We start from the raw sequence: 13,131 nt of genomic DNA, 5'->3' as shown, positions 1-13,131 counted from the left end.
CCCGAAAACAAGACAGCAAAGAATGAGAAAAGCTATTTTATTATTATTGATGAGTATGCCGGTTGGGTCGCTATGGGCACAGCAAGAGCGTACCGTGGAGTTGAAAGAAGTGAAGGTTGAGGCGGCCCGAGTGGTGGAACGGCCTGACGGACGACTTTATCTGCCCACCGCCGCGCAGAAGGAAGCCTCGACGAACGGTTATGGTCTGCTTGCCAAGCTGTCCTTTCCGGCCATCCGCATCGACGAAACGATGCACTCTGTCAGGGCACTTGACAACCGTGGGGCCGTGCAAATAAGAATAAACGGGGTAGTAGCCAATAAGGCAGACCTGCTGGCGCTCAATCCCAAAGAGGTGAAGTCGGTCAGCTTTATCGACAATCCGGGGGTACGCTACGGGGCAGAAATCGGTTATGTTATTGATATTCGGACGCAGCGTAGCGGTGAGGGAATGCTCCTGGGAGCTGATTTGAACAACTGCGTGACGGCATTGCATGGCGATAATACCATATATGCTAAAAGGAATATAGGCCATTCGGAGCTGGGGGTAACCTATAATTCCGGCTACACCGACCTGCGTGGAGCCCGTTATCATGAGGATGCTGACTACCTGTTGGCCGATGGTAGTTATCATCTTATTACACGTAGGGATATCGGTAGACGATACCGAAACTTTTACAATGGCTTAGATTTGGTCTATAATCTGGCCGATTCGGCCACTTATGTATTGCAGGCCAAACTCTCAGGTGCTTTTTCTCATAGTCCACGCAATATTACTGACCAACTGTTTGTGGAGAGTGGACAGGCTGATAAGATGGTGCGAATAATGGATAAAAACAAAAGTTTTACACCAATTCTCGATATTTACTTCTTTCGTCAGCTTGGTTCGAAGCAGTCGATTACCGCTAATGTTGTGGCGACGGCTATCTCTACCGACGCAAGTCATGCCAACAATGAAGGCGGAGGATATGCTTACGATGTCGACGGCAATACATGGTCGCTCACGTCGGAAGCCATCTACGAACGGCAGTTGACGGCTGCCAAACTGTCATTTGGTTTCAATCATCAGTTGAAATATACCCGCAATGTCTATTCGGGCGACGTGATGTCGGTCAACGGCATGCACCGCAGCAATCTATATAGCTTCGGCGAGTTGAAAGGGCGGTGGCGAAAGTGGAGCTACATGACAGGTTTGGGTGTGAGCAACGTGCGCTATCGGCAGGCCGATAACCATTATTCTTACTGGTTGTTTCGTCCGAAAGCCTCGCTTACTTATACTTTAGCTAAGGGCCTATCGGCAGGCTATACCTTCGAAATCAATCAGCATATTTCAAGAATCGCGATGATCAGCGACACGCGCATACGTACCAACTCGATGGAATGGACGGTGGGCAATCCGAAAATCAAGCCCAACGGCATGCAGATACATACGGTTAGACTGGCCTACAATACACCGCGTTTCCATTCAAACGTAGATATGGAGTACCGGAGTCATCATCATTGCAACATGGCCAGTTATGAACGTGGCGCGGATAACCAATTCTATTATACGCAGAAGATGCAACCCGGCATTACGATGTTCTATGTATCTAATTATACGAAAGTGGATATTCTGCCCGAACGGCTGTCGTTGAGTGTCAGCGGAGGCGTATTCCGTTTCATCAACAGGGGAGATAACTACCGGCATTACCTGACCGCCTATAACTACGGAGGCAGTCTTCAGGCCTACCTGGGACGCTGGACGCTGACCGCCAATGCCGATAACGGCTGGAAGTTTATGGAGGGTGAGACATGGAGCCGGCAGGGGCACGCGACCTACCTGACATGTAGTTACCGTGTGGGAAACTGCAGTGTGTCGCTTTATTGGGAACATCCGTTTGAACATAACCCCAAGAATAACTACTCGGAATTGGTCGATGCCGTCATCAAAAAGCAAATGACGACGCGCAATCGTGACTTGGGCAACATGGTGCATCTGGGCTTTATGTGGAAATTTGGAAAGGGAAGGAAGTTCCGTGACATAGAGCGAAGGCTGCAAAACAAGGACACGCAGACGGGCATTCTCTGACGTCGGCAAACAAGAAAGCCATATCAATCCATGTGAAATGGACGATATGGCTTTCTTGAAATATGAGGATGAAGCCCGAACGATGTGTTCCTAATGGCTTCGTCTGTACGTTTATATTTCCCGGTCGAACGGCTTAGCCGAGCAATGCCTTGAACTTCTCTTCGAGCTTGTCTTTGCTGGCGGCGCCAACAAACTTATCGACGAGCTGACCGCCTTTGAAGAATAGGATGGTAGGAATGTTGCGAACGCCAAATTCCATGGCGATATCGTCATTCTCTTCAACGTCGCATTTGCCTACGACAATCTTGCCGTCGTAGTCGTTCGCAAGTTCGGAAACGATAGGAGCAAGCATACGGCAGGGACCGCACCATGTTGCCCACAGGTCAACTACCAATGGCAATTCGCCATTCTTGTAACTCTCGAAGTTCTCGGTTGTAATTGTTACTTCCATGTCTTGTTTGTTCTTTTATTATAAAGTGATGTTTAAATGTATATTGTTTAATATATCCTTCGCAAAAAAGCGTGTTCCAACGATTGGAACCGATGAGAGAAAATCGGCAAATATCATGCCAATTTCTTTAATTGATACTATATTCCATTGCGGGATTGGCCTCAATATACGATATGAGGTTGTTCTTGATGTTGATTTCCTTAGTCTTCGACCTGAGAATAATCCGTGCGTTGTGCTCCTCGTCAATAATCTGGAAGTAGAGTTGCGTTTTCCCCGGATTCTCGTTGATGATGGTGTTCAGGTCGCTTACCAGCGTATCGTCGATAGCGTTGCGATTGATGGTGATGGTGATCTTCTCCAACCGGTGCTCTTTCACGTCTTGCAGGAACCGTATGTTCTGAACCTTAAAATCGTAATAGTTGCCGTTCTGATAGGGTTGCACACATTTAGCGGTGATATAGACCGAGCAGCCTATCGTCAGCATGCCGCTCCATCGTCCCCAGTCCTCACCGAAGAGCGCGAGTTCTCCGGCACTTTCGTAGTCCTCTATTGTGACGACTCCAAAAGGCTTTCCTGTCTTGGTGAACTTCGATTTCACGCCGGTGATAATGCCGCTTACCGTTATTTCGTTCTTCAAAGCCAACGCAGGCTTGTCGCCAAGCTCCGCGCAATGCGTGTTACTCATGTGCTTGACGATGATAGAATAGTCGTCGAGCGGATGCGCCGAGAGGTAGATGCCGACCAGTTCGCGCTCTTTGTTCAGCCGTTCTATCGAACTCCACTCGTCTGCCTGGGGGATTACCGGATGCGCGATCGCTACCGCTTCTTCGCCTCCAAACAATGAAGTTCGGGCCTCGTTTCGTTCCTGTTGGAAGAGCTGTCCATAGTGAACAAGTGTATCGAGGAATACTTCTCCCTTGCCGTTGACGCCGAGATATTGCTCACGTCTTAGCCCGAAGCAGTCAAAGCCTCCGCTAAGTGCCAACGACTCGAAGGCTTTCCGGTTGACATTGGTAAAGTCTACGCGTTCCGCAAAATTGAAAATATCTTTGAACGGGCCGTTTTCGTCGCGCTCCTTGATAATCGATAGGGCCGCTGCTTCGCCCATTCCTTTGATGGCGGCCATACCGAATCTGATCTCACCTTTCTTGTTTACGCCGAAGTTACTGAAACTTTCGTTTACGTCAGGACCCAGTGTGGGTATGCCCAATGCCTTGCATTCGTCCATCAGTTTGGTGATTTCCTTAATGTCACTCTTACGTCTTGTCAGAAGAGCGGCCATGTATTCGGCCGGATAATGAGCTTTCAGGTAGGCTGTTTGGTAAGCCACCCATGAATAACAGGTGGCGTGTGACTTGTTGAACGCGTAGGAGGCAAACTTCTCCCAGTCGCTCCAAATCTTCTCTAAAACCTTCGGGTCATGACCATTCGCTTGTCCCTGGGATATGAATTTGGGTTTCATCGCGTCGACGATGGCCTTCTTTTTCTTACCCATCGCTTTACGCAACGCGTCGCTTTCGCCACGGGTAAAGTTTGCCAACTGGCGTGAGAGCAACATCACCTGCTCCTGATAGACCGTAATTCCATACGTGTCTTTCAGGTACTTCTTCATGCAAGGGATGTCATACTTCACCAATGATGGATCGTTCTTGCGCTTGATAAAGTCGGGAATGTAGTCCATGGGCCCCGGGCGATAAAGGGCGTTCATCGCAATGAGGTCTTCGAAGACGGTGGGATGGAGTTCGCGCAGGTATTTCTGCATGCCGGGAGACTCGAACTGGAACGTTCCGATGGTGCGTCCCTGCTGATATAACTGATAAGTAAGTTCGTCATTGATGGGGATTTTGTCGAGATCGACGATATCTCCTGTTGTTTGTTTGACGTTCTTGCAGGCTTCTTTCAACTCCGACAAAGTCTTCAAGCCGAGGAAGTCCATCTTGATGAGTCCCGTTGACTCAATGACGTGGCCGTCATATTGCGTCACGGCTGTTTTCAGTCCAGGATAATCAGGGTCGGCTGCGGTCGAGACGGGAACCCAGTCGTCAATGGGATTACGGCAAATGATGAAACCGCAGGCGTGGATACCCGTTCCCCTGACGGTTCCTTCCAGCATTTTGGCATACTTGATGGTATTTCTTTCACGCGGATCGACCGACGCTTCCGCCTCGCGGAGCACCGGCGTGCACTTGATGGCGTTCTTCAGATTCATTTTCAAGCCGTCGGGCAAACGATCGGGAATAGCTTTGCACAGCGCGTTCGACTTATCCAACGGCAACTTTTCTACGCGGGCAACGTCCTTGATGGAGTTCTTGGTGGCCATGCTGCCATAGGTAATGATGTGTGCGCAGTTCTCATGACCATATTTGTCCATGACCCAGCGCAGCACCCGGCCGCGTCCGTCGTCGTCGAAGTCGGTATCAATATCCGGCAAGTTTACACGATCGGGATTGAGGAAACGCTCGAACAGTAAGTCATACTTCAGCGGATCGATCTTCGTAATGCCCAGACAATAAGCCACGACCGAACCGGCGGCCGATCCGCGACCGGGTCCGACCATTACGCCGAGCTCTTCTCGGGCGGCTTTGATAAAATCTGACACGATAAGGAAGTAGCCCGGGAAGCCCATCGTTTTCATGATATGCAGCTCGAAGTTGATGTGTTCCTTCACATTCTCGGGCAGAGGGTCGCCATACAACTCTTTGGCGCCATCGTAAGCGAGCTTTGCCAGATAGTCGGCCTCGAACTTAATGCGATAAATCTTCTCATATCCGCCAAGACGTTCGATAACTTTCCGGCCTTCTTTAGGAGACATTTGATTCTCTCCGTTTTCGTCTGTCGTAAACTCATTATACAGGTCTTGCTCGCTGAACTTCGCTTCCCACTGCGCTTCGGTGCCGAAATCTTCGGGAATAGGGAAGAAAGGCATGATGGGTCCGTGGTCGATACTGTAAGTCTCTACCTTATCTAATATCTCCAAAGTGTTGGATAATGCTTCCGGAATATCGGCAAACACCTCGTTCATCTCTTCGCGCGTCTTGAACCATTCCTGCTTGCTGTAGCGTAGACGGTTGGGGTCGTCCAGGTCTTTTCCTGTTGCCAGACAGAGCAAATGGTCGTGGGCTTCGGCCGTTTCCTTGTCTTCGAAGTGGCAATCATTGGTGCAAACCAACTTGATACCATATTCCTTGGAAAACTCGATGAGCACTTTGTTCACCTTTTGCTGTAGCGGATAGGCCTCGCGATTGGCCAAGATGGTAGGGTCTTTAACCTCGTGGCGTTGTAATTCCAGGTAATAATCGTCGCCAAACACCCGTTTATACCATTCGCAGGCTTCGCGTGCGCCCTCAATATCATCCTTTAATATCTTATTCGGAACCTCTCCGGCCAGGCATGCCGTACAAATGATGAGATCTTCGTGGTATTTCTCTAAATCAGCCCGGTCGGTTCGGGGACGGTAATAGTGGCCGTCTACCCACGAACGGCTCACCAATTTAATCAGATTTTTGTAGCCGTTGTAGTTTTTGGCCAGTACAATAAGGTGGTAACCACTGTTGTCACCGTGCTCTTTCACCATGTCTTCCTTGCGGTGGCGTGCCACATACATCTCACACCCGATGATCGGCTTGAAAGGCTCAAGTCCGTCTTTTTTGCGTTGTTTGTTGACGCCGGCGCAGTAATCGATAAATTCCTTTATGCCAAACATCGCGCCATGATCGGTAATGGCCATACCTTTCATGCCGTTGTTGATGGCTTTGTCTACAAGATAAGGAATCTTAGACTGACCGTCGAGAATAGAATATTGGGTGTGTACGTGTAAGTGAATAAAATCTTCCATCGTCTTTTAAATACTAAAGAGCGCACTAAGTTACGCTGAAATCCCGACATAGCAAAAGAAAAGTTACAAATAGTTGTGGAAGCAACAAAAAAATATTAACTTTGCATGCGGTACAAATGAAATACCTTTTTATGATCAAGATTAAGAAGAAACTCAAGAAAATACGAATTCATCGTGAAGGTACGGATCAACTCATTTATACTTTTATTGGTATCGCAGCGATCGCTTTGTTATTATATCGTTTAGATAACAAAATTCCGTTTTGGTCCTTTACTGTTTTATGCACAATCTTTTATTGTATAATTGTCAACTTTTATCGTTGTCCTATCCGCTATTTTTCTGAAACGGATGACACCGATCATCTCGTGGTGGCCCCTGCTGACGGACGTATTGTCGTAATAGAAGAAGTCGAAGAGAAGGAGTATTTTCATGATCGACGCCTCATGATCAGTATTTTTATGAGCCTTTTCAACGTGCATGCTAACTGGTTCCCGGTAGATGGTAAAGTAAAGTTCGTTGTACATAAGGATGGCAACTACCACAAAGCATGGCTTCCGAAAGCCAGCGAGGAGAATGAGCATGCCGATATCATAATCACGACGCCCGATGGTGTAGATGTGCTCTGCCGTCAGATAGCCGGTGCCATGGCACGACGTATCGTTACCTATGCCAAAGAGGGAGAAGACTGCTATATCGACGAGCATTTGGGCTTCATCAAGTTGGGAAGTCGCGTCGATGTTTATCTGCCAATCGGGACAGAAGTGTGCGTAAAGATGGGACAGACAACGACTGGCGACCAGACCGTTATCGCCAAGTTGAAAGGATAACGATGGATTTCAAGAAACATATTCCTAACTCTATAACGTGCTGCAACCTAATTTCAGGTTGCACCGCTACGTATTTCGCTTTGACGGGAGATGTGAAAACAGCTTTGCTTTTTATCATTTTAGGCGCCGTTTTCGATTTCTTCGACGGTATGGTGGCCCGCTTGCTCCATGTTTCCTCACCAATAGGGAAAGAGTTGGACTCCTTGGCCGACGATATCACGTTCGGCTTGGCACCCTCCGCCATGGTTGCCTTTGAATTGTACACGCTTGATTATCCCGCGTTTTTGGAGCCTTTGCGCAACATCCTGCCTTTCTTCGCTTTCGTGATGACAGCTTTTTCCGCCTTGCGGTTGGCTAAGTTCAATCTCGACGAACGTCAATCAACCGGCTTTATCGGTCTGCCGACACCGGCCAACGCCCTTTTCTGGGGCTCGTTATTGGTCTATGCACAGGCTTGGTTTGAAAATCTCCACGGTGGTGTCTTCGTATTATTGTTGCTGATTGTGTCCAGTTGTTATCTGTTGGTGGCTGAAATTCCCATGTTTGCTTTGAAGTTCAAGCATTGGGGTTGGAAAGATAATGAGATAAAATACGGTTTTGTCGCGCTTTCCGTTGTTCTTTTGGCATTTTTCGGCTTGCTCGAAGGCTGGTGGCTCATCATTACCTGCTATGTCATCGTGTCCGTCTTTACTAACCGGGTTCGCAAGGCATAGTTTCTTTCTCTATAGTTTGGTGAATGCGATTATCGTTTGTCAAATTATTAAGAATATAGATAGATTATGATATTACTCAAGTTTTTTCTCATTGTTTTCATTGTCGTATTGTTCATGGGGGTGGTGTTTTTCTGGAACATCATCAAGACATTCTTTCATATTTTCAGGCAGGTGAAGCGTGGCCTGGGTGGCGATGCGAATATGCAAGACGCTTATCGTCGACAAAGTGGTTCCCATTCATCTGACCGGGAGTCTGTTGTCGATCGGCGAAGTTCGAAAGAAGCGAATCAAAAGATATTTTCTAAAGACGAAGGCGAATATGTAGATTATACGGAAGAGTAAGTTTTTTCCAAGTCATATAATCTTTAAGGAAATACGCCTTCTGTTATTTCAGAAACCAGACTCGGTCGATAGCCCTCCTGTTTGTCAGTTGATTCATTCAGGCTATCGACCGAGTCTGGTTTCTTTATAGCAAGTCCTACGGTTATGATGACATGCTATGACGACGATTCATCTATGATTGGGGAGCAGGATTCTGAACGATTTCCCCCTTATTGATATCTATTTCTATTTGCGGAATTGGCAAAACTTCCGCCCCTTGCTTGAAATTCTTGAAGAGCTTGGGGCCCCAACCGACCCGTACTACATCGAAGAAGCGGAATCCTTCCATGCCAAATTCCAGATGGCGCTCGTTCATTAAGTCTTCGAACAGCTGTTCGCCCGATGTCGTTATATCCGGTAGTTTTGCACGGTTGCGCACTTTGTTGATATATATTCTGGCCTCTTGCTCGTCTCCGATCAAGGCACAAGCCTCCGCGTAATTGAGATAAACTTCGGCCAGACGAATTAACTTGTGGTTTAAAGGTTGATTGTTACCACGGTTTTCTTCTCTTTCTCCCGGCTTCAGATAAAGTTTGCGGTTATAAAATCCGGTTCTGTCACCGGTTATCGGGTCTACCTCCCCATGCGCAGCCTTTTCTATCTCAACCGCTTCTTGGCTTGATAGCAACGTAGCTTTTTTACGGATATTGTCCCCGGCTTTGTCGTACGCGTCCGCAAGTGATTTTGTAGGCTGTGCCACACCAAATCCGATAGTCAGATTTCTTGGCATAGACATCAGTACATGACGATTGCCGTTATTAACGTTCCATGATCCTAAGGTGGGTGAATCATACATATTCACCTCCAGAATGGATTCTGAACAATGCTCACCTGCGAGTAGGAACTGAAACTGGTAATCGTCTACCAAAGAATATTCGTTTAGATCAAACAACTTTTTTGCGGCCTGTTTTACCTGTTCGTAGTTCTTCTCATAAAGACATACGCGTGTCAGCATGGCGTAAGCGGCTCCCTTGGTGATTCTTCCTGCGTAAGTTGTCATATCGACTTCTTTTTTGGAAGGAAGTACTGCGGCGGCGTCATTCAGGTCTTTTTCGATGGCGGCATACACATCTTTGACCTCGGCTCGCCCGAGCCTCTTATGGTCAAGCTCTAACACGTCTGTATACAGAGGTACCCCACCAAACGTTTTCACCAACTCAAAGTAAGAGTAGGCGCGTATGAACTTCGCCTCGCCTATCATTTGCTCCCTGTTGTAGGTTTTGAAGATGGAATTATCAGCCGCTTCAAAGTCTCGTATGACGAGGTTGGCCTTGTTGATACATTGATAAGTCTGTGAATATTTGTTTAATATCTCATTATGGTCGGCCGGATACTGATAGTTTTCCATTAAGGTGAATGTAGCCGCGTCATTATCTGAACCACTGTATGTAGCGTCATCGGACAGGACATCACCAAATGCGATTGTAGACCATGTATAGCGGAAATCCTTCATGTCGGAATACACGGCAGCTAAACGTAGGAAAGCTTGTTCCTCATTTTCCACTTTCCCGGCTGACGCTCTCCCCAGAGGTTCCAAATCCAAGTCAACACAACTACTGAATGCTGTTAAGGCCGCAAACGCCATCCCAGCAATAATTCTATTTGTTTTCATAATCGTTTTCAGTTAAAAAGTAATGTTTACACCTCCGGTTATCACTCTCGATTGCGGATAGATACCATAGTCTATGCCTCTTGTTAACGACGTCGACTGTCCTACTTCCGGATCCAATCCGCTATAACTGGTGAATGTAAGCAGGTTCTGTCCGCTGATATAGATACGTGCGCTCTGAAGCATGAGTCTTTTTGCCAACGCGGCTGGAAGTGTATAACCCAGTTGGACATTGCGCAGTCGCAGATAGGTGCCGCTTTCCACGTAACGGTCAGAGAGTCTGTTATTGTTATTGTAATCAGCTGCGGCCAGACGCGGAATATTCGTATTTCTGTTTGTTGGCGTCCAGTAGTTCAACAAGGCCTTATCCTTGTTGGTTATATCCGTAAGACTGTAGGTATACAGGCGCATGGCGTTGAATATCTTATTACCTATCGTTCCCCCGAACTGCAGGTTCAAATCAAAGTTTTTCCAGCTCATGCCGACATTGAAGCCATAAATGACATCAGGAATCGGATTACCTATCATACGCTTGTCCCTTTCATCCAAAAGGTTGTCATTATTGGTGTCGACAAATAGTACGTCACCTAATTGCGCGTTGGGTTGATAGCCGGCTTTTTTAACTTTCTTCAGCTGTTCTTCCGTTTGAATCAGTCCGTCCGTAGCGTAGCCCCAGAAAGCTCCGATGGGCATGCCCTCATTGGTATAAGTGGCATATTGCTGTCGGAGTACGCCTGACGCGATGGGAGTACCCCCATTGAGCTTGGTCATTCTGTTGCGGATTGTAGACAAGTTGACTCCTATATTATATTCAAAATCTTTCACCTTGTCGCGCCATTCCAGATTCAGTTCGATGCCCCGGTTGTTTGCCGCGCCGATATTGGTATATGTATTGCTGTAATATCCCATATATTTGGGCATAGGAGCCGCCAGCAACATGTCTTTAGTTGTCTTGTAATAAAACTCGAAGCTAAGCATGAGCCGGTTGTTGAAGAATGTCGCGTCAAGTCCCACATTCGTCGACTCCGTTGTTTCCCATTTGATGTTTGGGTTTCCCAGTCTTGTAACGGCGATACCTTGATAGAGCTTTTCCTTAGTTCCGAAGAGCGCGCCATATTGTGCCCACAACGACAGCAGGCTTCGATCCAAATAGCTGTCGATATTCTGATTACCAATCTGCCCCCAGCCTGCTCTGAACTTTAAGGAAGAAATCCACTTGGCATTCAGCTTCTTAAAGAAGTTTTCATTATCGATTCTCCATCCTAAGGCGAATGAAGGGAAGTTACCCCATCGGTTTTTCTTGGCGAACTTCGATGAACCGTCCCTGCGGAAAGACACGGTCAGCAGATAGCGGTTGTCGAAGTCGTAGTGCATACGGCCCAGATACGAAATCATGGCATACTCCGAACCATTGTTCGATCCCGTGGTCTTGTTCCGATCGAGCGTAGCGTCGATATAGCGTAGGTTGGGCGCTTCTCCGATGAGGTGCAAACCGTTCAGACCAAAGGTCTCCCGCTTACCCCACTCGTTGGTATAACCGGCCATCAGATTTAGATGGTGCTTTTCCGCGAATGTCTTGATAAAGGTCAGTGTATTCTCAAACGTATAGTAATTCCCATTCACCTGCCCTTTGTATAGACTGCTTTCCGTGTTTTTCTGACTGTTCGACACATAATATACCGGGGTAAAGCTGGACGCTTCGTTTCTCCTTATTTCCGCGCCGAAACTACTTTTGAACTTCAGGCCTTTCCAAAATTCAATTTCGCCATAGATATTTCCAATAACGGCCAGGTCCTTGGAATGTTGGTCGTTATAGACGATGTCCGCCAACGGATTATAATAGTCGATATAGGGAGAGGAACCGTAGGAGCCATCCGACTTCCGGGCGGGAACGACCGGCTCTACACGGATGGCATTACTTATCACACCGTAATCGGCATCGTACAAGCCGGAATTGTTATACTCATTGATACCCTTAGAATTTGATTTCGCGATGGACAGGTTAGTCCCCACTAAGAAATGGTCTTTGATAACCGTCTTCTCCGAATTGAGCCGCAGGTTGATACGCTCATAGTTTGTTTTCTTGATGGTTCCTTCCTGCTTCAGGTAGTTGATTCCGAGATTATATTTGTAATCGTCAGCTTTTCCCGCGCTGATACCTATGCTGTAGTCCTGCATGAAAGCATTTCGCGAGATAGCTTTCATCCAGTCGGTAGAAGTATTTCTGTCTACCAGTTTAAGATCCAACTCGTTTATGCCTTCGGCAGCCCTCACCTTGTTGATGGCCGACTGCAGGTCATACCATTCGGGACCGGTGAGTAGGTCGAGGTTGTTCAGTAATTTGCTCGTACCCCAGTAGGCATTGAAGGTGACGGTCGGTTTGCCGACGGCTCCTTTCTGTGTCGTGATGAGGATGACACCGTTGGCGCCTCTGGAACCGTAGATGGCCGACGCGGAAGCGTCTTTCAGTATTTCCATCGATTGAATGTCCGATACGCTCAGATAATTGATGTCGGTTACGGGCATTCCGTCCACTACATACAGCGGTTCCGCGTCGTTTACGGTACCAACGCCACGAATGCGGATGGTTGAAGACGAACCGGGAGAACCGGAGTTTGACGTTACGGAGACGCCCGAGGCCAGACCTTGCAGAGCCGAGGAAACATTGGCTACGGGCTGTTTGGCGAGCTGTCCCTGATCGACGGACGCGATCGCGCCCGTGATGTCGCTTTTCTTCATGGTTCCATATCCTACGACAATGACTTCGTTCAAACTGCGCTGGTCTTCACGAAGCACGATTCGCAGCGTCTTTTTCCCAGAGACAGGAACATTCTGTGTGACGTACCCGACATACGACACGATCAAAGTAGCCGAAGGCGGTACGTTGGCAATTCTGAAATTGCCACTTAAATCGGTCACGGCTCCGTTGTTGGATTTGCCCACTCGAACGCTTGCTCCGATGATCGGTTCTCCGTTGACGTCCGTCACGACACCATTGATAACCTGCTCAGCCTGTGTCACAGTCTGGGCTTGAATAGATACGGCTGTCAGAGGCATTCCTAATGCCAAGCATAAAGCTAACAGCCATTTTTTCTTACAACACAGAATCATAATTAATAAGGTTAAAATAAATTGGTGTTTTAAAAAATCATGTATATGATTGATTGCTTAGGTCATGGTTCATAGCACTCTCTACGCTATAGAGATGACACAAAGATAAAAAAAGAGTGTGAAAGTTTATGCGCTCTTT

General features: G+C 47.5%; 8 protein-coding genes. 4 read left to right on the top strand and 4 right to left on the bottom strand.

All coding sequences use genetic code 11. The features are described from left to right. The first annotated feature begins 22 nt into the window (after positions 1–22). Positions 23–2,065 carry a TonB-dependent receptor gene (locus JHU38_RS07375; protein ID WP_107581299.1) on the top strand — a complete coding sequence of 681 codons (2,043 nt, stop codon included), beginning with the start codon at positions 23–25 and terminating at the stop codon, positions 2,063–2,065. A gap of 133 nt (positions 2,066–2,198) precedes the next feature. Here JHU38_RS07375 and trxA read toward each other — a convergent pair whose 3' ends face one another. Together trxA and dnaE are read right to left on the bottom strand one after the other, a co-directional pair. Continuing rightward, positions 2,199–2,516, bottom strand: coding sequence for a thioredoxin (trxA, locus tag JHU38_RS07370; protein ID WP_107581298.1), 318 nt, complete (start codon positions 2,514–2,516; stop codon positions 2,199–2,201). Positions 2,517–2,643: 127 nt separating this feature from the next. Next, entirely contained in the window at positions 2,644–6,351 is a 3,708-nt protein-coding gene (gene dnaE, locus JHU38_RS07365) for a DNA polymerase III subunit alpha (RefSeq protein ID WP_107581297.1), read from the bottom strand. A gap of 131 nt (positions 6,352–6,482) precedes the next feature. Here dnaE and JHU38_RS07360 point away from each other — a divergent pair, with 131 nt between their 5' ends. The 3 genes from JHU38_RS07360 to JHU38_RS07350 all read left to right on the top strand — a co-directional run bounded on the left by JHU38_RS07360 (position 6,483) and on the right by JHU38_RS07350 (position 8,233). Beyond that, positions 6,483–7,178, top strand: a complete 696-nt coding sequence (locus JHU38_RS07360) for a phosphatidylserine decarboxylase family protein (RefSeq protein ID WP_107581296.1) — start codon at positions 6,483–6,485, stop codon at positions 7,176–7,178. Between the two features lie 2 nt (positions 7,179–7,180). After that, positions 7,181–7,891, top strand: a complete 711-nt coding sequence (gene pssA / locus JHU38_RS07355) for a CDP-diacylglycerol--serine O-phosphatidyltransferase (RefSeq protein ID WP_107581295.1) — start codon at positions 7,181–7,183, stop codon at positions 7,889–7,891. Positions 7,892–7,957: 66 nt separating this feature from the next. Beyond that, entirely contained in the window at positions 7,958–8,233 is a 276-nt protein-coding gene (locus JHU38_RS07350) for a DUF4834 family protein (RefSeq protein WP_107581294.1), read from the top strand. Positions 8,234–8,405: 172 nt separating this feature from the next. Here JHU38_RS07350 and JHU38_RS07345 read toward each other — a convergent pair whose 3' ends face one another. Next, positions 8,406–9,884: a RagB/SusD family nutrient uptake outer membrane protein gene (locus JHU38_RS07345; RefSeq protein ID WP_107581293.1), complete on the bottom strand. Its 1,479-nt coding sequence runs from the start codon at positions 9,882–9,884 to the stop codon at positions 8,406–8,408. A 12-nt stretch (positions 9,885–9,896) separates the two neighbouring features. Then, on the bottom strand, positions 9,897–12,938 hold the full coding sequence (locus JHU38_RS07340; RefSeq protein WP_107582317.1) for a SusC/RagA family TonB-linked outer membrane protein: 3,042 nt from the start codon (positions 12,936–12,938) through the stop codon (positions 9,897–9,899). Positions 12,939–13,131 lie beyond the last annotated feature (193 nt).

Origin of the sequence: Prevotella illustrans (genome assembly GCF_017426725.1) — a bacterium.
Taxonomy (GTDB): domain Bacteria; phylum Bacteroidota; class Bacteroidia; order Bacteroidales; family Bacteroidaceae; genus Prevotella; species Prevotella illustrans.
This window is presented reverse-complemented; position numbering and strand designations above follow the sequence as displayed.

Coding starts and splice junctions, on each gene's coding strand:
- JHU38_RS07375 (WP_107581299.1), top strand. CDS start 23: ATGAGAAAAGCTATTTTATTATTATTGATGAGTATGCCGGTTGGGTCG.
- JHU38_RS07345 (WP_107581293.1), bottom strand. CDS start 9,884: ATGAAAACAAATAGAATTATTGCTGGGATGGCGTTTGCGGCCTTAACA.
- trxA (WP_107581298.1), bottom strand. CDS start 2,516: ATGGAAGTAACAATTACAACCGAGAACTTCGAGAGTTACAAGAATGGC.
- JHU38_RS07340 (WP_107582317.1), bottom strand. CDS start 12,938: ATGCCTCTGACAGCCGTATCTATTCAAGCCCAGACTGTGACACAGGCT.
- pssA (WP_107581295.1), top strand. CDS start 7,181: ATGGATTTCAAGAAACATATTCCTAACTCTATAACGTGCTGCAACCTA.
- JHU38_RS07350 (WP_107581294.1), top strand. CDS start 7,958: ATGATATTACTCAAGTTTTTTCTCATTGTTTTCATTGTCGTATTGTTC.
- dnaE (WP_107581297.1), bottom strand. CDS start 6,351: ATGGAAGATTTTATTCACTTACACGTACACACCCAATATTCTATTCTC.
- JHU38_RS07360 (WP_107581296.1), top strand. CDS start 6,483: ATGATCAAGATTAAGAAGAAACTCAAGAAAATACGAATTCATCGTGAA.